At 65.1% G+C, this 17,515-nt stretch carries 15 protein-coding genes; 10 read left to right on the plus strand and 5 right to left on the minus strand.

What is annotated here, in order from left to right; all coding sequences use genetic code 11:
- The first annotated feature begins 54 nt into the window (after nucleotides 1–54).
- The 10 genes from SO156_RS25920 to SO156_RS25965 all read left to right on the plus strand — a co-directional run bounded on the left by SO156_RS25920 (nucleotide 55) and on the right by SO156_RS25965 (nucleotide 11,420).
- Entirely contained in the window at nucleotides 55–1,026 is a 972-nt protein-coding gene (locus tag SO156_RS25920; RefSeq protein ID WP_458144374.1) for an ABC transporter permease, read from the plus strand.
- A 13-nt stretch (nucleotides 1,027–1,039) separates the two neighbouring features.
- Nucleotides 1,040–2,026, plus strand: coding sequence for an ABC transporter ATP-binding protein (locus SO156_RS25925; protein ID WP_498536726.1), 987 nt, complete (start codon nucleotides 1,040–1,042; stop codon nucleotides 2,024–2,026).
- The gene (locus SO156_RS25930; RefSeq protein ID WP_458144376.1) at nucleotides 2,023–3,012 is read left to right on the plus strand and encodes an ABC transporter ATP-binding protein; all 990 of its coding nucleotides are present in this window, start codon (nucleotides 2,023–2,025) and stop codon (nucleotides 3,010–3,012) included. Before SO156_RS25925 ends, SO156_RS25930 begins: the two co-directional genes overlap by 4 nt.
- A gap of 88 nt (nucleotides 3,013–3,100) precedes the next feature.
- On the plus strand, nucleotides 3,101–4,906 hold the full coding sequence (locus SO156_RS25935) for a gamma-glutamyltransferase family protein (RefSeq protein WP_498536727.1): 1,806 nt from the start codon (nucleotides 3,101–3,103) through the stop codon (nucleotides 4,904–4,906).
- Nucleotides 4,907–4,922: 16 nt separating this feature from the next.
- Nucleotides 4,923–5,633, plus strand: coding sequence for a DUF1028 domain-containing protein (locus SO156_RS25940; RefSeq protein ID WP_498536728.1), 711 nt, complete (start codon nucleotides 4,923–4,925; stop codon nucleotides 5,631–5,633).
- Nucleotides 5,630–6,619, plus strand: coding sequence for an ABC transporter ATP-binding protein (locus SO156_RS25945; RefSeq protein ID WP_498536729.1), 990 nt, complete (start codon nucleotides 5,630–5,632; stop codon nucleotides 6,617–6,619). The genes SO156_RS25940 and SO156_RS25945 overlap by 4 nt, the downstream gene beginning before the upstream one ends.
- Before the next feature lie 175 nt (nucleotides 6,620–6,794).
- Nucleotides 6,795–7,901, plus strand: coding sequence for an ABC transporter ATP-binding protein (locus SO156_RS25950; RefSeq protein WP_498536730.1), 1,107 nt, complete (start codon nucleotides 6,795–6,797; stop codon nucleotides 7,899–7,901).
- Nucleotides 7,902–7,924: 23 nt separating this feature from the next.
- Nucleotides 7,925–9,433: an ABC transporter substrate-binding protein gene (locus tag SO156_RS25955; RefSeq protein WP_498536731.1), complete on the plus strand. Its 1,509-nt coding sequence runs from the start codon at nucleotides 7,925–7,927 to the stop codon at nucleotides 9,431–9,433.
- A 154-nt stretch (nucleotides 9,434–9,587) separates the two neighbouring features.
- Nucleotides 9,588–10,529, plus strand: a complete 942-nt coding sequence (locus tag SO156_RS25960; protein WP_458144382.1) for an ABC transporter permease — start codon at nucleotides 9,588–9,590, stop codon at nucleotides 10,527–10,529.
- A 3-nt stretch (nucleotides 10,530–10,532) separates the two neighbouring features.
- Nucleotides 10,533–11,420 carry an ABC transporter permease gene (locus SO156_RS25965; RefSeq protein WP_498536732.1) on the plus strand — a complete coding sequence of 296 codons (888 nt, stop codon included), beginning with the start codon at nucleotides 10,533–10,535 and terminating at the stop codon, nucleotides 11,418–11,420.
- On the opposite strand, the gene cnbZ is transcribed toward SO156_RS25965, so the two are convergent.
- From cnbZ to SO156_RS25990, 5 genes are read right to left on the minus strand one after another with little or no spacing between them, the layout of a single operon-like run.
- Nucleotides 11,417–12,160, minus strand: coding sequence for a 2-amino-5-chloromuconate deaminase CnbZ (gene cnbZ, locus SO156_RS25970; protein ID WP_498536733.1), 744 nt, complete (start codon nucleotides 12,158–12,160; stop codon nucleotides 11,417–11,419). The genes SO156_RS25965 and cnbZ overlap by 4 nt on opposite strands.
- A gap of 10 nt (nucleotides 12,161–12,170) precedes the next feature.
- Nucleotides 12,171–13,424, minus strand: a complete 1,254-nt coding sequence (locus SO156_RS25975; RefSeq protein WP_458144385.1) for an adenylate/guanylate cyclase domain-containing protein — start codon at nucleotides 13,422–13,424, stop codon at nucleotides 12,171–12,173.
- Nucleotides 13,421–13,810, minus strand: a complete 390-nt coding sequence (locus tag SO156_RS25980) for a response regulator (protein ID WP_027525497.1) — start codon at nucleotides 13,808–13,810, stop codon at nucleotides 13,421–13,423. The genes SO156_RS25975 and SO156_RS25980 overlap by 4 nt, the downstream gene beginning before the upstream one ends.
- Complete coding sequence (locus SO156_RS25985; protein ID WP_498536734.1) at nucleotides 13,807–16,389, minus strand: ATP-binding protein; 2,583 nt, start codon at nucleotides 16,387–16,389, stop codon at nucleotides 13,807–13,809. The genes SO156_RS25980 and SO156_RS25985 overlap by 4 nt, the downstream gene beginning before the upstream one ends.
- Before the next feature lie 54 nt (nucleotides 16,390–16,443).
- Nucleotides 16,444–17,424, minus strand: coding sequence for an ABC transporter substrate-binding protein (locus tag SO156_RS25990; RefSeq protein WP_498536735.1), 981 nt, complete (start codon nucleotides 17,422–17,424; stop codon nucleotides 16,444–16,446).
- Between the last annotated feature and the right edge of the window lie 91 nt (nucleotides 17,425–17,515).

Below are 17,515 nucleotides of genomic sequence, written 5' to 3' on the forward strand. Positions count from 1 at the left end.
TCTATACCATCGTCGATCCGCGTTTGCGCTCGACGGTCAGCCGGGCACACTGAGATGAGCGAGGCCGTCGTCCAGCACAAAGCGGAAGAGCCCCTCGCGCGCGGCGCAGCCCGTTCCGGCTGGTTCAAGCGCGCTGTCGAGAGCGACCTGTTCTACTCCTTCCGCCGTTCCAAGATCACCATGATCGCGGCTGCGATCACGGTGCTGTTCTTCCTGCTGGCGATCTTCGCCTCCGTGCTCGCCGTGCAAAATCCGTTTGATCCGGCGCAGCTCCAGCTCCTGAATTCGCGCATCTCGCCGCTCTGGACCGCGGACGGTCAGAGCCCGTTCCTGCTCGGCACCGACGAGCAGGGCCGCGACGTCCTGTCCGCGATCCTCTACGGCTTGCGGATCTCTCTTCTCGTCGGCGTCCTCGGCGTCGTGTTCTCCGGCGCGCTCGGAATCCTCCTTGGCCTGACAGCCGGCTATTTCGGCGGCGCTGTCGATGGCCTGATCATGCGCGTCGCCGACGTGCAGCTTTCCTTTCCCGCGATCCTGATCGCGCTCCTCATCAACGGCATCGCCAAGTCGGTGCTCGGCAACAAGCTCGACGAGATGAGCATGCTCGGCGTCCTGGTGCTCGCAATCGGCCTGAGCTTCTGGGTGCAATATGCCCGCACGGTACGCGGCTCGGTGATGGTCGAGAAGAACAAGGACTATGTCGCCGCCGCGCAGCTGATCGGCCTGCCCGCGCCCGTGATCATGCTGCGCCACGTGCTGCCGAACACGATGGGGCCGATCCTGGTGATTGCCACCATCAACCTCGCGCTCGCGATCATCACCGAGGCGACGCTGTCGTTTCTCGGCTCCGGCATGCCCGAGACCATGCCCTCGCTCGGCACGCTGATCCGCATCGGAAACAACTACCTGTTCGCCGGCGAATGGTGGATCGTCGCCTTCCCGGGACTGGCGCTCGCGGTGCTGATCCTCTCCATCAACCTGCTGGGCGACTGGCTGCGCGACGCGCTCAATCCCAAGCTCAGGTGAGTCCACCTCGTCCATGACCGACACAGTTCTCTCCGTGCGTAACCTTCAGGTGGAGTTTGCCTCCCGTCGCGGCACGCTGCGCGCGATCGACGGCGTCTCCTTCGACATCGCCAAGGGTGAGGTGCTGGGCGTGGTCGGCGAATCCGGCGCCGGCAAGTCGGTCACCGGGCTCTCCGTGATTGGCCTGATCGATCCGCCCGGCCGAATCGCCGGCGGCGAGATTTTTCTCGCCGGCACGCGCATCGACAACCTGCCACCGGAGGAAATGCGCCGTGTCAGGGGCAAGCGGATCGGGATGATCTTCCAGGATCCGCTGACCTCGCTGAACCCGCTCTACAAGATCGGCGACCAGATCGTGGAGACGATCCGCACGCATCTGAACCTGTCCGAGCAGGCCGCGCGACGCCGCGCCATCGATCTCCTCGCCGAGGTCGGCATCCCCGCGCCGGAAAAGCGCATCGACGGCTATCCCCACGAATTCTCCGGTGGCATGCGTCAGCGCGTGGTGATTGCACTCGCGATCTGCGCCGAGCCCGAGCTGATCATCGCGGACGAGCCGACCACCGCACTCGACGTCTCCGTGCAGGCGCAGATCATCTCGCTGATCAAGCGGCTCGGACGCGACCACGGCACCGCCGTGATGCTGGTGACCCACGACATGGGCGTGATCGCGGAGACCTCCGACCGCGTCGCGGTGATGTATGCCGGCCGCGTCGCCGAGATCGGCCCGGTGCAGGACGTCGTGAAGAATCCGCTGCACCCCTACGCCAAAGGCCTGATGGGCGCGATCCCGACGCTCGCCGGCGAGGACAAGCGCCTGGTGCAGATCCCGGGCTCCATGCCGCGCCTGTCGGCGATCCCGCGCGGCTGTTCGTTCAATCCGCGCTGCGCCTTTGCGTTCGACCGCTGCCGGGTCGAGCGGCCCGAGCCGCTTGCCCAGGGCGCACAATCGGTGGCCTGCCACCTCTATGACACCGTCCCTGCGGAGAGCGCAGCATGAGCGCCCCCTTCGTCCAGGCCAGGAACTTGCGCCGCGTCTTCGACGTCTCGAAGCCATGGCTGAACCGGGTGCTCGAGGGCGGCCATCTCGAATATCTCAAGGCCGTCGACGGCGTCACCTTCGACATCAACAAGGGCGAGACCTTTGCGCTGGTCGGAGAATCCGGCTCGGGCAAGACGACGGTTGCACGGATGATCGTCGGGCTGCTGCCGCCGAGCTCGGGCCAGGTCCTGATCGACGGCGTTTCGATGACTGATCCAAAGCAGGCGCCGGCGCGTCGCCGCCTACGCCGCCGCATCCAGATGATCTTCCAGGATCCCTATGCGAGTCTCAATCCGCGTTTCCGGGTTGACGCCATCATCGCCGAGCCGATCCGCGCCTTCGACCTGATCCAGGGCGAGCGCGACATCCAGGCTCGCGTCGGCGAATTGTTGAGCCTGGTCGGACTGCATCCCGACGACCGGCTGAAATACCCGCATGAGTTCTCCGGCGGCCAGCGCCAGCGCATCGCGATCGCGCGCGTGCTGGCGTCCGACGCCGAGTTCATCGTCTGCGACGAGCCGACCTCGGCGCTGGACGTGTCCGTGCAGGCGCAGATCCTCAACCTGATGCGCGATCTCCAGGACAAGTTCGGCCTCACTTACATGTTCATCAGCCACAACCTTGCGGTCGTCCGCCACATGGCGAGCCGCGTCGGCGTGATGTATCTCGGCCGCATCGTCGAAATCGCCGAAGGACGTGAGCTGTTCGCGCGCCCGCGCATGCCTTACACCAAGATGCTGCTCGGCGCGGTGCCGGATCTGGCGATGTCCGGCCGCCAGCGTATTCCGGTCAAGGGCGAGATCCCGAACCCGATCAATCCACCACCGGGCTGCGCCTTCAATCCGCGCTGCCCCCTCGCCTTCGATCTCTGTCGAAAGGAGACGCCACAACTGATCGACGGCGTCGCCTGCCACGCCGTCAACACCGCGCCGGTGCCGGCGTGACGCGCGCGTGCCATGCTGACCGCGCAATTGGCAGCGGGTCTTGCCTGTGATCAATTGCGGTCGCCGCAAACAAGAAAAGTGATCTCTTATGGCCAGCAACATCAATCCCGATCCCTTCACGACGCGGCCCGAGATCGAAGGAACGTTCGGGGTCGTCGCCACCACACACTGGATCGCAACCGCCGTCGGCATGGCCATCCTCGAAAAAGGCGGCAACGCGTTTGACGCCGGCGTCGCGGCGGCCTTTACCCTGCAAGTGGTCGAGCCGCATCTCAACGGCCCCGGTGGGGACGTGCCCATCATCGTGCACGACGTGAAGCGCGGCCGCACCGAGGTGATCTGCGGCCAGGGCCCGGCGCCGGCGCGCGCAACCATCGCCCACTACAAGAGCGAAGGTCTCGACATGGTGCCCGGCACCGGCCTGCTCGCGGCCTGCGTCCCCGGCACCTTCGAATCCTGGATGATGCTGCTCCGCGACTACGGCACGATGCGCGTGCGCGACGTGCTGGAAGGCGCGATCTCCTACGCACGCGACGGCTATCCGCTGGTCGAGCGTGCCTGCGCGACCATCAAGACCGTCGAGCAGCTGTTCCGCAAGCACTGGCCGACGTCGGCAGCGGTTTACCTACCAAATGGCGAAGTTCCAAAACCCGGCACGCTCTTCACCAACAAGACTCTCGCTGCGACCTACGCCCGCATTCTCAGCGAAGCCGAAAGCGGCGGCGGTGGCCGCGACGCCGAGATCGAGCGCGCGCGGAACGCCTGGTCGAAAGGCTTCGTCGCCGAGGCCATCGACAAGTTCTGCCGGACCCAGGAGGTGATGGACGTCAGCGGCTCGCCGCATCGTGGCGTGCTCTCGGCCGACGACATGGCGCGCTGGCAGCCGACCATCGAAACGCCGCTGACCTATGACTACGGCCGCTACACCGTCTGCAAGGCCGGCATCTGGAGCCAGGGTCCGGTCACCTTGCAACAGCTCGCGCTGCTCAAGGGTTTTGCCCTCGACGGGCTCGATCCGACGGGCCCCGAATTCATCCATCTCCAGATCGAATGCGCCAAGCTCGCTTTCGCTGACCGCGAAAAGTTCTACGGCGATCCCAAATTCAACGAGATCCCGGTCGCGACGCTCCTGTCGGATGCCTACAACGACGAACGCCGCAAGCTGGTCACCGACAAGGCCTCGCTCGACTTCCGGCCCGGCTCGGTCGAAGGCTTTGGCGGGGTCGTCAAGCTGCGCCGCGCCGAAGGCCAACGCGAGGCTGTCGGCGCGCTCGGCGCCGGCGAGCCCACCGTCGGCAGGTTCGGCGAGGTGCGCGGTGACACCGTGCATTTCGACATCATCGATAAGGCCGGCAACATGGTGTCCTCGACGCCGTCGGGCGGCTGGCTGCAATCCTCGCCGGTCATTCCGGAGCTCGGCTTTTGTCTCGGCAGCCGCGCCCAGATGTTCTGGCTGGAGGAAGGTCACCCCGCCTCGCTCGCGCCGGGCAAGCGTCCGCGCACCACGCTGTCGCCGACCATGGCGCTGCGTGACGGCGAGCCGTATCTCGCCTGGGGATCCCCGGGCGGCGACCAGCAGGATCAGTGGATCACGCAGTTCTTCCTGCGGCATGTCCACTGCAACCTCAATCTCCAGGAGGCGATCGACGCGCCGGCCTGGCATTCGGAGCATTTCCCGATCTCGTTCTGGCCGCGCACTGCGCGTCCCGGCGTGCTCGTGGTCGAGAACCGCGTGCCCAAGGCGACGATCGAGAATTTGCGCGAGCGCGGGCATATCGTGGAGGTCGGTCCCGACTGGTCCGAGGGCCGCCTCACCGCCGCATCGCGCGTCGGGGTGCGCCGACGTGCCGCCGCCAATCCGCGCGGCATGCAGGGATACGCTGCGGGGCGCTGACCGAGACGAGCACGACATGACCTGGTCGATCATCGCGCGAAATCCTGCCACCGGCCAATTCGGCATCGCGGTCGCGACGCGCTTTTTCGCCGTCGGCGCGCGCGTCCCCTTTATCGCCGCTGGCCTTGGCGCCATCGCGACGCAGGCTTTCGTCAATCCCTATTATGGCATCGACGGCGTCAAGCTGTTGCGCGAAGGCCTGAATGCACATGACGTGCTCGCGGCGCTGCTCGCGACCGACGATGGCCGTGAAAGCCGTCAGGTCCACATCATGGACGCCAGCGGTGAGGTTGCAGCGCACACCGGCCGCGACTGCGTCGACTGGTGCGGACACACGGCGGGAAGCGGCTTCTCCATTGCCGGCAACATGCTCGCCAGTCCTGACGTCCTCAGCGAGACCGCGAAAACCTACATCGCCAATGACAGCTTGCCTTTCCCGCGCCGCCTGCTGGCGGCGATGCGCGCCGGCGAAGCCGCCGGCGGCGACAAGCGCGGCAAGCAGTCTGCTGCACTGCTCATCCATGGCGAGGAGGAATGGTCCGCGCTCGACCTGCGCGTCGATGATCATCCCGATCCGCTTGCCGAGCTGGCACGGCTCGAGCAGGTCAGCAACGAGCTCTGGGTGCATTTCCGTGAATCGCTGCCGACGCGCCGGAACCCAGCCGGGATCACCGACCGCGCCGTGATCGATGCCCGCATCGCGGCGGCCCGCACGACAGAGCAATGAGCGCGGCGCCCCTCATCGAGATCGAGAACCTGCGCGTCCGCTTCCATGGCGACGATGGCCGCATCACCCACGCGGTGGACAGCGTCGATCTCAGCGTCGTCAACGGCGCGACGCTCGGCCTCGTCGGCGAATCCGGTTGCGGCAAGAGCGTGACGTCGCTTGCGATCATGGGACTGTTGCCGAAGCAGACCAGCGAGGTCACCGGCAAGATCCGCTTCGATGGCATTGATCTCCTGCAAAGCTCCGACAAGAGCCTGCGCGACCTGCGCGGCAACCGGCTCGCGATGATCTTCCAGGAACCGATGACCTCGCTCAACCCGAGCTACACCATTGGCGACCAGATCATCGAGACGATCCTGCGCCACCGCGGCGGCTCAAGGAAGAGTGCCCGCGAGCGGGCGATCGACCTGCTCCGTCGCGTCCACATTGCCTCGCCCGAGCGGCGCATCGACGAATACCCGCACAAGCTCTCCGGCGGCATGCGCCAGCGCGTGATGATCGCGATGGCACTCGCCTGCGACCCCCGTCTTTTGATCGCTGACGAGCCGACCACGGCGCTCGACGTCACCCTGCAGGCGCAGATCCTGGAGCTGATGCGCGAATTGAAGGCGGCGAGCGGCGCCGCCATCATCCTGATCACCCATGATCTCGGCGTCGTCGCCGAAGTCTGCGACGAGGTCGCCGTGATGTATGCCGGCGAGATCGTCGAGCGCGCGCCGGTGGACGAGTTGTTTGCCTCACCGCAGCATCCCTATACTGTCGGCCTGCTCGGCTCGATTCCGCGGCTCGACCACCACACCGAGCAGCTTGCAACCATCGAAGGCATGGTGCCGAACATGGCGCAGCCACCTGCGGGCTGCCGTTTTGCTGCAAGGTGCCCCTTCATGCTGGAGGCCTGCACGAAAGCGCCGCCGCCGCTTGCCGAAGTCAGCACCGGCCACCTCTCGCGCTGCATCCGCGCGCCGCTCGAGCAGCTGGTGTCGTGATGGCGCTGCTCTCTTCTCTCGTGCCCCGGGCGCGGCGCAGCACAAGCGCAGCGCAGTGGTGCGCTGCTGAACCGGGGCCCATTTTGCGACGAGCTGGGTCCCGGTTCAGCGGCGCAACACTTCGCGTTGCGCCGCGCCCGGGACACGAGACAAGTCCTCGCGAGGAGTGGACTCGATGACAGCGCTGCTCGAGGTCGAAAATCTGGTCAAGCATTTCGTTGCCGAGCGCTCGCTGCTCGGCAGACCCAGGGCCCTCGTCAAGGCCGTCGACGGGGTCAGCTTTACACTTGAAGCCGGCAAGACGCTGGCACTGGTCGGCGAATCCGGCTGCGGCAAATCGACGGTCAGCCGGCTGGTGCTACGCCTGATCGAGCCGGACGCGGGGAGCATCCGTTTCGAAGGCCGCGATCTGCTCGCGCTCGATATCAATACGCTGCGCGCCTTCCGCCGAAAGGCGCAGATCATCTTTCAGGACCCCTACGCCTCCCTCAACCCCCGGATGACGGTCAGCCAGATCCTGACCGAGCCGCTGGCGCTGCATGACCTCGTCCCGCCATCACGGCGGCGCGAACGCGTCGAAGAACTGTTGCAGCTGGTCGGACTTGAGCCGCGGCTGGCGCGCCGCTATCCGCACGAATTCTCGGGCGGCCAGCGCCAGCGCATCGCGATTGCCCGTGCGCTCGCGGTCGAGCCCAGGCTGATCATCTGCGACGAGCCGGTCTCGGCGCTCGACGTGTCGATCCGCTCGCAGATCCTGAACCTGCTGCGCGAATTGCAGGACCGGCTCGGCCTCGCCTACATCTTCGTGTCCCACGACCTTGCCGTGGTGAAGCATATCGCCGACCGTGTCGCCGTGATGAACCTCGGCCGCATCGTCGAGACGGCCGAAGCCGACGCGCTTTTCGCCGCGCCGCGCCATCCCTATAGCCGCGCGCTGCTATCCGCGATCCCCTTGCCGCAGCCGCACGCAAAGCGAAGCACCATCCTGCTCAAGGGCGAGATGCCGAGCGCGCTCAACCCGCCGGCAGGCTGCCGCTTTCACACTCGCTGCCCATTCGTGATCGACCGCTGCCGCAGCGAGGCACCGCAACTTTTGGCTGATGGCAGCGGCCACGCCACGGCGTGTCACCGCGTCGCGGAACTGCCCCCGGCCGACGCCGTCCTGCCAGCCCCGTACGCGTTGTCGCCGGCGCTTGCGAAATTGGTTACCGCCTTCAGCCGAAAGACGGAAGGCGCTGGCCCCTCCGGGGTTGGTATACAAGATGCACCGGCACCTAGGTAGCCGCCAGCTATGGGGATGATGCAATGAAGATGTTCCGCCTCGCGGCCACCACCGCCACATTGCTGATGTCGCTCGGCGCCGTGCAGGCCCAGACCACGCTGCGTATCGGGCTTGCCGAGGACCCCGATATCCTCGATCCGACCATGGCGCGCACCTATGTCGGCCGCATCGTGTTCGCCGCATTCTGCGACAAGCTGTTCGACATCGACGAGAAGCTCAACATCGTGCCGCAGCTCGCGCTGTCCAGCGAGACCGCCGACGACGGCAAGGCGCTCGTGATCAAGCTCCGGCCCGGCGTGAAATTCCATGATGGCGAGCCGTTCGACGCGGAAGCGGCAAAGTTCTCGCTCGAGCGGCACCTCACTCTCCCCGGCTCGTTCCGCAAGCCCGAGCTCGCCTCGGTCGACCATGTCGAGGTGGTCGATCCCCTCACCATCAGGCTGGTGCTGAAGGCGCCGTTCTCGCCGCTGCTCGCACAGCTCACCGATCGCGCCGGCATGATGGTCTCGCCGAAAGCGGCCAAGGCCGAAGGCGACAAGTTCGGCCTGCATCCGGTCTGCGCCGGTCCCTACAAATTCGTCGAACGCGTACAGCAGGACCGCATCGTTTTCGAGAAATTCGCCGACTATTGGAACAAGGACAACATCTTCATCGACCGCGTCGTGTTCCAGCCGATCGTCGATTCAACCGTGCGGCTTGCCAATCTGAAATCCGGCGGGCTCGACCTGATCGAGCGGGTGCTCGCGACCGATCTGAAGGACGTGCGGGCCGACTCGCGGCTGAAGGTCGCGACCGCGATCGAGCTCGGCTATCAGGGCGTCACGCTCAACATCGGCAAGGACAAGGCCAAAGGACCGCTCAGCCAGTCCGCAAAGGTGCGCCAGGCGCTCGATCTGGCCATCGACCGCGAGGCGATCAACCAGGTCGTTTTCAACGGCGAGTTTCAGGTCGGCAACCAATGGGTCAATCCCGACCACCCCTATTATCAGAAGGCGTTTCCGGTCCGCGCCCGCAACGTGGAGAAGGCCAAGGCGCTGTTGAAGGAAGCCGGTGTGACGCCGCCTGTCAGCGTCGATTTCCTGGTGCCGAAAGGCGCGGAAACCGAAACGCCGGCGCAGGTGATCCAGTCGATGGCGGCGGAAGCCGGCTTCGACATGAAGATCCGTGTCACTGAGTTTGCGACCGGGCTCAAGCAGGCCGAGGCCGGTGATTATCAGGCCTTCGTGCTCGCCTGGAGCGGCCGCGTCGATCCCGACGGCAACTCCTATATCTTCCTGCATAGCGATGCGCCGCAGAACTATGGCGCGTGGAACAATGCGCAGGCCGACAGAGCGCTCGAGGAAGCCCGGCTCGTCAGCGATCCCGACAAGCGCAAGGCGATCTATGAGACTCTGGCGAAGCTGGTTCAGGAGGAAGAACCGATCCTCTATCTCTACCACCGCCGCATCATCATCGCTCACACGACCAAGCTTGAAGGATACAAGCAGATGCCGGACGGACTCGTGCGCGTCGTCGGGCTCAAGCTGAAGTGACGCGCCTCGCCTCACGCTCGTGTCCCGGACGCGGTGAGGCGCGAAAGCGCTGCGCCGCAGAGCTGGGACCCAGAGCCCCAAACAATGATGCATGGGTCCCGGTTGAGCGTCGCAACATTGCATGTTGCGCCGCACCCGGGACATGGGAGCGTCCATGCTGAACTTCCTCGCCCGCCGTCTCGCGCAGATCATCCCGACGCTGTTCTTCGTGTCGGTGCTGATCTTCTCGCTCCAGCAACTCCTGCCGGGCGATCCGGCGCTGGTGATGGCCGGCGAGGAGCGTGATCCCGCCGTGATCGAGCAGATCCGCCGGCAATACCGGCTCGATCAGCCGATCCCCGTCCAATACGCCTATTGGGTGAAGGGCGTTCTGACCGGCGACTTCGGCGAATCCCTGCGCAACAAGATGCCGGTGCGCACGCTGATCGCGCAGAAGCTTCCCGTGACGCTGCAGCTCGCGTCGATGGCGATCCTGATCGCGTTCCTGATCGGCATTCCCGCCGGCATCGTCTCGGCGGTCAAGAAAGGCACGGCCTGGGACTACGGTGCCAACCTGTTTGCGCTGTGGGGCATCTCGACGCCGAACTTCTGGCTCGGCATCATGCTGATCTTCCTGTTCTCGATCGAGCTCGGCTGGCTGCCGGCCTCCGGCTATGTGCCGCTGACCGAGGACTGGCGCGCGAGCCTTGCCGCCACGATCATGCCAGCCTTCGTGCTCGGCAATGCCATCGCCGCGATCCTGATGCGGCATACGCGCAGCGCCATGCTTCAGGTGCTGGAGAGCGACTATGTCCGCACCGCGCGCGCCAAGGGCCTCCTGGAGCGGACCGTCATCCTCAAGCACGCCATGCGCAATGCGCTGACGCCGGTGATCACGCTCGGTGCGCTCGAGCTCGGCACACTCTTGTCGGGCGCGGTACTGACCGAGCAGATCTTTTCGATACCCGGTTTCGGCAAGCTGATCGTGGACGCCGTGTTCAACCGCGACTATGCGGTCGTGCAGGGTGTCGTGCTGGTCACCGCGACGATCTACATCACGCTCAACCTGATCGCCGACATCGCCTATATCCTCGTCAATCCGCGGCTAAGAGGTTAGCCCATGGCCGACACCGCGCTCTCGGCCAATCCTTTCACTGATACGAGCGAGCTCGACAGCCCCGCACGCCGCGCCCGGCGACGCCTGTTCAAGCGCAAGGCGGCGGTCCTGGGGCTCGTCGTGATGACGGTGTTCATCCTGCTGGCCCTGCTGGCGCCGCTGATCGTTCCCTATGATCCCGTCGCCACGAGCTGGAGCCTGGTGCGAAAAGCCCCCACCGCGCTGCATTGGTTCGGCACCGATGAGCTCGGCCGCGACATATTGAGCCGCGTCATCTATGGCGCGCGCGCCTCACTGCTCGCTGGCGCTATCTCGGTCGCGATTGCGCTTGGCATCGGCGTACCACTCGGCCTGCTTGCCGGCTATCGCGGCGGCTTCACCGACGCGCTGATCAGCCGGATCACCGATGCGATGCTCGCATGCCCGTTCCTGATCCTGGCTATCGCGCTCGCGGCGTTCCTGGGTCCAAGCCTCGGCAACGCCATGATTGCGATCGGCATCTCGGCGACGCCAGTGTTCATTCGCCTGACACGCGGGCAGGTGCTGAGCGTCAAGGCCGAGGACTATGTCGAAGCCGCGCGCGCGCTCGGCAACCCGTCCTGGCGGATCGCATTCGCCCACATCCTGCCCAACATCCTGCCGGCGCTCCTGGTCCAGGCGACGCTGTCGATCGCCGCCGCGATCATCGCGGAGGCCGCGCTGTCATTCCTGGGGCTCGGCCAGCAGCCGCCTGCGCCGTCCTGGGGCAGCATGCTCAACGCCGCCCAGCGCTTCCTGACGCAGGCGCCGTGGATGGCGATATGGCCGGGCCTTGCGATTTTCCTGGTGGTGCTGTCCCTGAACCTGCTCGGCGACGGCCTGCGCGATGCGCTCGATCCGCGCCAGCGCTAGATCACGACCTCGCGCACCACGCGCCGGCAATCCATCTCGAATTCGAGATCCACCACCGGCGGCCGTGCAAAGTGCCAGGTCAGGCCGGAGCGCAAAGCGCCACGACGGACCAGTTCCTCGGCCAGCGCGTGGTGGAAATCGCGGATCGAATAGGCCTGCACGGCCGTTGTCTCCTTCCAGCCGAAACCAAATGCCGAAAGGCGGCTCTCCATCTGCGACGTGGTGGAGCGGACCTTCTCCGTGATGCCTTCCGGGCTCAGGTCGCGGTAGCGCACGGTGCGCTCGACATAGCTGCCGCTTCCCTCTCGCGCCTCGGCGCCTCCGGCAATTACGAAACTCGGCGGGCTCGATCGCGTCGGCCGCGTGAAGGAGAACGCGTGGAAGGAAGGCTCGGCGGGCGGATCGATCTCGGGACAGACATTGCTGCGCGCTACCGGATTGGTGGTGCCGTCGAAGATGCCCCACTCCGACAGCGTCTTGACGTAGTGCAGATTGAAGTTGCGGAAACCCTCTTCCGTGAACGCGGCCGGCGAGCGCAGCTCGCAGGCGCAGAACGCCGTCAGCGGACGCCCGGCCTCCCGGATAAATTTGGCGGCTTGCGCAAATCCCTCGGCGAGAGGCAGGAGACGATCGAAGCGGACGCGCTCGATCTCGTAGCCGGGGTCGGCGGCGGCACCCGCCGAATACTGGAACACGGACGGAATGAAGCGATAATTGCCGGCGGCGAATTCGCGGGTCATCTTCGAAGCCCTATTCCAGTTGCATGCGGACGCCCTTGGCGCCGTTGAGCAGGCGCTTGAGGTGAAAACCGGCCAGCGCATCGTCGGCGTGCATGCCGACCAGCGCGGCGAAGGCCGGCATGGCCGCGACGTCACCGGCTTCAAGCTTGGCAAAGGCTTCGGAGTATTGCGTCGTCAGAGGCATTTCGAACTTTGCTTGCGGGAGCGGCTCGAAGGCGCGCAGCGGCTCGCTGCGGCCGCGCAGCATGAGGTCACCCACCGGCCGCCCCTGGAAATTGGCTACGCCCTTGGCGATGGTGGCGCTGACGCAGATGCGCGTGCCCAAATACTTGTTGGCGGCTTCCAGCCGCGCCGCCGTGTTGATGGTGTCGCCATAGGCGGTGTAGTCGAAGAAGCGGCTGCCGCCGAAATTACCAACCAGTGCGGGCCCGGCGTGGACGCCGATGCGTGTCGCGCCAAAATTGACGCCCTTGTCTTTCCAGCGCTGCCGAAAGCCTTCGGCCCATATATCGAGATCGTGCGCGCAGGCGACCGCACGCGTCGCAAAATCGGGTTGATCCCCGGGGGCGTTGAACAGCACCTGGATGGCATCGCCGATGATCTTTGCAACGGTACCCTCGTGCTCGAACACAACATCGGTCATCCCGCCGACATAGGCGTTGAGAAGCTCGCCCAGCGTCTCCGGTGCCGCACTCTCGACCAGCGTCGTGAAGCCGGTGATATCGGTGAAAATGGTCGCGACGTCGCGCCACTGCACGTCCATGCCGTCGCTCTCGCCGCTCGCCGCGGCCAGACGCTTGGCGATCTCGGGTGAGAAATAGCGCGACAGCGAGGCATGCGCGCGCTCGGCTTCGGCCTGCCGGCGACGCGCCTCGCGCAGCGTCTCGACGTGGCGGATGGTCTTCTGGATCGTGGCCTCCAGATCCGCGAAGTCGATCGGCTTGGTCAGGAAGTCGAAGGCGCCGCGGTTCATCGCGGTGCGGATGTTGCTCATATCGCCATAGGCGGAGACGATGATGGTCGACTTCTTGTCCTCGGCCTCCTGGAGTTTCTGGAGCAGCGACAGCCCGTCCATCCGCGGCATGTTGATGTCGGACACCACCAGATCGACATGCGGATGCAGCTCGATCGATTGCAGTGCCTCGATGCCATCATGGGCAAACATGAAGCTGACGAGCCCCTCGCGAATCTGCCTGCGAAACTTCTGGAGAACCAGCGCCTCCAGATCGGGTTCATCATCGACAACGAGAATCGTGGATGTCATGCCGCTTGCTCGAGCCTGGTGTCGATCTCCTGCCGCAACAGCGCAAAATCGATCGGCTTGGTCAGAAGTCCCACCGCGCCGCGCTCGATCGCCTTCCGCCGTGTTTCCGCATCGCCGTAGGCCGTAATCATGATCACGGGCACATCCGGGCGTTCCGCGCGCACCTTCGGCAACATGTCGAGCCCGCTCATGCCGGGCATGTTGATGTCGGAGAGGATCAGGATCAGCGAGGGATCGCGCACTTCGACGGCGCGTTCGATCGCCACCGGCGCGGACGGGGCAAATTCCATCTGGAAACGGCCCGCGCGCAGGTCTCGGCGGAACTGCTGACGAAACAGCGCCTCAACGTCGGGCTCGTCGTCGACGACAAGGATATAGACGTTCAATTCCTGCCTCCGGTATTGCCTTCTGCCAGCATGCGCGGCAGCGTAATGATGAATTCGGTGAAAGCACCCGGCTCAGTATTTACGTCGACCGTGCCGCCATGCTGTTTCACCACGATGTCGTGACTCATCGACAGGCCAAGCCCGGTTCCCTCGCCGGCCGGTTTGGTGGTGAAGAAGGGATTGAACATTTTTTCCTTCACCTCAGGCGGGATGCCGGTGCCGTTGTCGCGGATCCTGATTTCGACCTTGTTGCCGAGATTCCTGGTTGACGCGCTCAGCGTCGGCTCAAACCCACCGCCCTCGCTCTCTTTGCGCTTGGTCGCGGCATAGAAGCCGTTCGAAATCAGGTTGAGGAAGACGCGGGTGATCTCCTGCGGATAGATGTCGAGCATGCCGGCGGCCGGATCGAGGTCGCGCTTGAGCGTGATGTTGAAGCCCGGCTTTTCGGCACGCGCGCCGTGATAGGCGAGGTTGAGGCTCTCCTCGACGAGCGCGTTGATGTCCGCCGGCCGCCGCTCGCCCGAGCCTTCGCGCGAATGCAGCAGCATGTTCTTGACGATGGAGTCCGCACGCCTGCCGTGCTGCACCACCTTCTCGAGGTTGCCCTTGAGCATATGGGTAAGCTCGGCGACCTCCTCCTTGGCCTTGTCGTCGAGGCCGGCTCCTTGCAGCACCTCGTTGAGCTCGTCGATCAGCTCGGTCGAGACCGACGAGAAATTGTTGACGAAATTCAGCGGATTCTTGATCTCGTGCGCGATGCCGGCGGTGAGCTGACCGAGCGAGGCCAGCTTCTCGGTCTGGATCAGGCGATCCTGTGCGGTGCGCAGCTCGTCGAGGGACTGGGAGAGCTCCTTGGTGCGCTCCTGGACCTGCTCGAACAGGCGCACATTCTCGATCGCAATGACCGCCTGGTCGGCGAAGGTCTGGACGAGGTCCATCTGGCGCTGGCTGAAGGGGCCCGGATCGGGCCGTCCCAGCAGAAGCACACCTTCAACCGCCTTGTCGCGCATCAGCGGCACGGCGAGCACGGCACGATAGAGGCCGATCACAGGCGCCTGTCCGAAGTCATATTCGGAGTCCTCGCGAATGTCGGGAACGTGAACCGGCTTGCCGTCCATGAAGACGCGGCCGGTGATGGTCTCACGTCCCGGCCTGATCGGGTGAGCCTGCATGAAATCGATGAAGGCTTGCGTGCAGCCCGACTCGGCTTTGAGCCGCATCACCTCGCCATCGCGCAGGCAGATGATGCCGAGCGTGGCGCCGCACAGCGCCTGCGCTGATTCCGTCAGCGTTGTCAGCACGGATTTCAGATCGAACGCGGAACGGCTGATCACCTTGAGCACGTCGGCGGTCGCCGTCTGCTGCTGCAGGGATTCGCTCAATTCCGCCGTGCGCTGCTCGACCTTGTTTTCCAAATCCGCGTAGGACTCCTGCAAGCGCGCGCCCATGTCGTTGAACTGGTTGGCGAGCCCTTCCAGCTCGTCGCCGGTCTTGATCGAGATGCGCTGCGAGAAGTCGCCGCCGCCGATGCGCTCGGCGCCGGTGCGCAGCGCCTGGATCGGGCCGACCATGCGGCGCGCCAGGAAGATCCCCGCGAGCACTGCGAAGATGGATGCTGCGAGCAGCACGATGGCGAGACGTTGCAGGGAGGCATAGAGCGAGGCATAGGCCTCCTCGACCGGAAGCTCCACGAACATGGTCCAGCCCAGTGGCGCGATCGGCGCAGACGCCGTCAGCACCTTCTGGCCCTGGATATTCGTCGCCTCCTGCAACGAGTCAGGCATGGTCCCGCCGCCGGCCTGCGCGGCGCGCACCTGTTCGAGTCTCGACATGTCGGTGTTGCGCAATACCAGGCTGATATCGGGATGCGCGATCAGCCGGCCCTGTGAGCCCACCACATAGGCATGCCCATGCTCGCCGACCTTGATCTGCGAAACGACGTCCCAGATCAGCTTGAGATTGACTTCCGCGATGCTGACGCCGGCGTCCTTGCGCGTGCCGGCGAGCGCCAGCGTCATGTAGGGCTCGGATTCTCTCCGGAAATAGACCGGCCCGTAATAGACCTTGTGCGCAACGGCCTCGGTGAATTTCGCATCCGTGGAGAGATCGATCCCGCTATCGACGACGTCCATCGCCAGGCGCGAGACGCGCAAGCGCTCCTTGCCGGTCGAATCGACCTGGGCGAGTTCGGTGATGGCCGGAACCTGGCGCAGAAGCCGCAGCGCATCGAAGCGGCGCTGCTCGATCGAGCCAGGCGACCATGGCAGTTGCGTGGTCCAGCCAAGCTGGCTCTCGATCTCCTTGACGAACTGGCTGATCTTGGCGGCGGCCGCCTCGGCCTGTTCGCGCTGAACGCGGATAAGCGCGGTCTTGTGCTCGCGATAATAGAAGAACACCTCGAAGAGACCGTTGGCGAGCAGCGCAATGCCCACGACAGCCACGAACAGCCCGACATATTTGGTGAACAGACGGCTCCGGATCCCGGGCCGCGGGACCTCCCCGGAAGCGGCATCGCTCGCCGCTGCGCTACCAGGCAGCGACCGGCCCTGCGGCGTGTCGGGATGGAGGGAAATGCTCATCCCGCCAAACCTAGCAAGAAGGCCGGTGCTTGTCTCTTGCCGCAGCGCACAAGGTTACTCGATGACTTCGTCCGCGAGGGCCAGCAAGGTGGGCGGAATCTCGAGTCCGGTCGCTTTCGCCGTCTTCAGGTTGAGCGCGAGGGGATAGCGGGTCGGCTGCTCGAACGGCAGATCGCCGGGGTTCGCCCCGCTGAAAATGCGAGCGACCAGTGCTGCTGCCCGCTCGAAACATTCCGACACGTCCGGCCCGTAGGACATCAGCCCGCCGTCGCGGGCGAAGTCATCATTTTCGTAGATCGCCGGCAGCTTCCTGACGGCGGCGAACTCGAACACCCGCTTGCGGTTGAGAATGGTGAGCGCATCCGCCACCATCAGGATGCCGTCCGGCAAATCGCCTGACATCACCGAGAAGGCCTCGTCGAAATCGTCGGGCTCGCGGACACCGAGCGCCTGCACGGTCAGCCCAAGCGCCTGGGCGGCCTTCGCCGATGCCTGATAGCGCATGGTCATGCCGAGGTCGTCCTTGTTCCAGAGCATGGCGACCTTGGTCAATTTCGGCGACATCTCCTTCAACAACGCCAGCCGCTTGGCACTGAGCGTCGCCGCGACATCCGAAATTCCGGTGATGTTGCCGCCGGGATGGGCGAGGCTTTCGATGAGCCGGGTCTCGACGGGGTCGCCGACGCCACTGGCCGCGACCGTCGGCACGCCCGCCGCCTTGGCGGCCATGGCCGTCGGGTAGCCAATGATCACGATGGCGTCGACGCTCCTGGACTTCAGCTCGGCGATCAGCGGGGGGAGCTTCGTGAGATCGCCCGCCGCGCCCCGCGCCTCAAGAGTCAGATTCTGGCCAAGACTGAAGCCGCGCTCGCCGAGCACCTTGATCAGGATCTTGCCGGTTGGACTTGTCTCGGTGATGGGCACGATCGGTGTCAGCGTGCCAAGACGGTAGATCTTGCCGCCCTGTGCCGCGACCGAGCCCGGCCACAACAGCGAAACGCATCCGAGCCCTCCCAGGAATTCGCGCCGCCTCATCATGCCTTCCCTGCCCCGGTGCAACCTTTGCGCGGCACAAGTCTAGCACGGGACAAGAAAAAAGCGGCAATGGCGATGGCCATTGCCGCTC

This window comes from Bradyrhizobium sp. UFLA05-125, from assembly GCF_059803515.1.

Bases quoted from the DNA above. Each gene is read 5' to 3' on its own strand.
- SO156_RS25960 (WP_458144382.1), top strand. From the start codon at position 9,588: ATGCTGAACTTCCTCGCCCGCCGTCTCGCGCAGATCATCCCGACGCTG.
- SO156_RS25955 (WP_498536731.1), top strand. From the start codon at position 7,925: ATGAAGATGTTCCGCCTCGCGGCCACCACCGCCACATTGCTGATGTCG.
- SO156_RS25975 (WP_458144385.1), bottom strand. From the start codon at position 13,424: ATGACATCCACGATTCTCGTTGTCGATGATGAACCCGATCTGGAGGCG.
- SO156_RS25925 (WP_498536726.1), top strand. From the start codon at position 1,040: ATGACCGACACAGTTCTCTCCGTGCGTAACCTTCAGGTGGAGTTTGCC.
- SO156_RS25935 (WP_498536727.1), top strand. From the start codon at position 3,101: ATGGCCAGCAACATCAATCCCGATCCCTTCACGACGCGGCCCGAGATC.
- SO156_RS25940 (WP_498536728.1), top strand. From the start codon at position 4,923: ATGACCTGGTCGATCATCGCGCGAAATCCTGCCACCGGCCAATTCGGC.
- SO156_RS25920 (WP_458144374.1), top strand. From the start codon at position 55: ATGAGCGAGGCCGTCGTCCAGCACAAAGCGGAAGAGCCCCTCGCGCGC.
- SO156_RS25985 (WP_498536734.1), bottom strand. From the start codon at position 16,389: ATGAGCATTTCCCTCCATCCCGACACGCCGCAGGGCCGGTCGCTGCCT.
- cnbZ (WP_498536733.1), bottom strand. From the start codon at position 12,160: ATGACCCGCGAATTCGCCGCCGGCAATTATCGCTTCATTCCGTCCGTG.
- SO156_RS25950 (WP_498536730.1), top strand. From the start codon at position 6,795: ATGACAGCGCTGCTCGAGGTCGAAAATCTGGTCAAGCATTTCGTTGCC.
- SO156_RS25930 (WP_458144376.1), top strand. From the start codon at position 2,023: ATGAGCGCCCCCTTCGTCCAGGCCAGGAACTTGCGCCGCGTCTTCGAC.
- SO156_RS25990 (WP_498536735.1), bottom strand. From the start codon at position 17,424: ATGAGGCGGCGCGAATTCCTGGGAGGGCTCGGATGCGTTTCGCTGTTG.
- SO156_RS25965 (WP_498536732.1), top strand. From the start codon at position 10,533: ATGGCCGACACCGCGCTCTCGGCCAATCCTTTCACTGATACGAGCGAG.
- SO156_RS25945 (WP_498536729.1), top strand. From the start codon at position 5,630: ATGAGCGCGGCGCCCCTCATCGAGATCGAGAACCTGCGCGTCCGCTTC.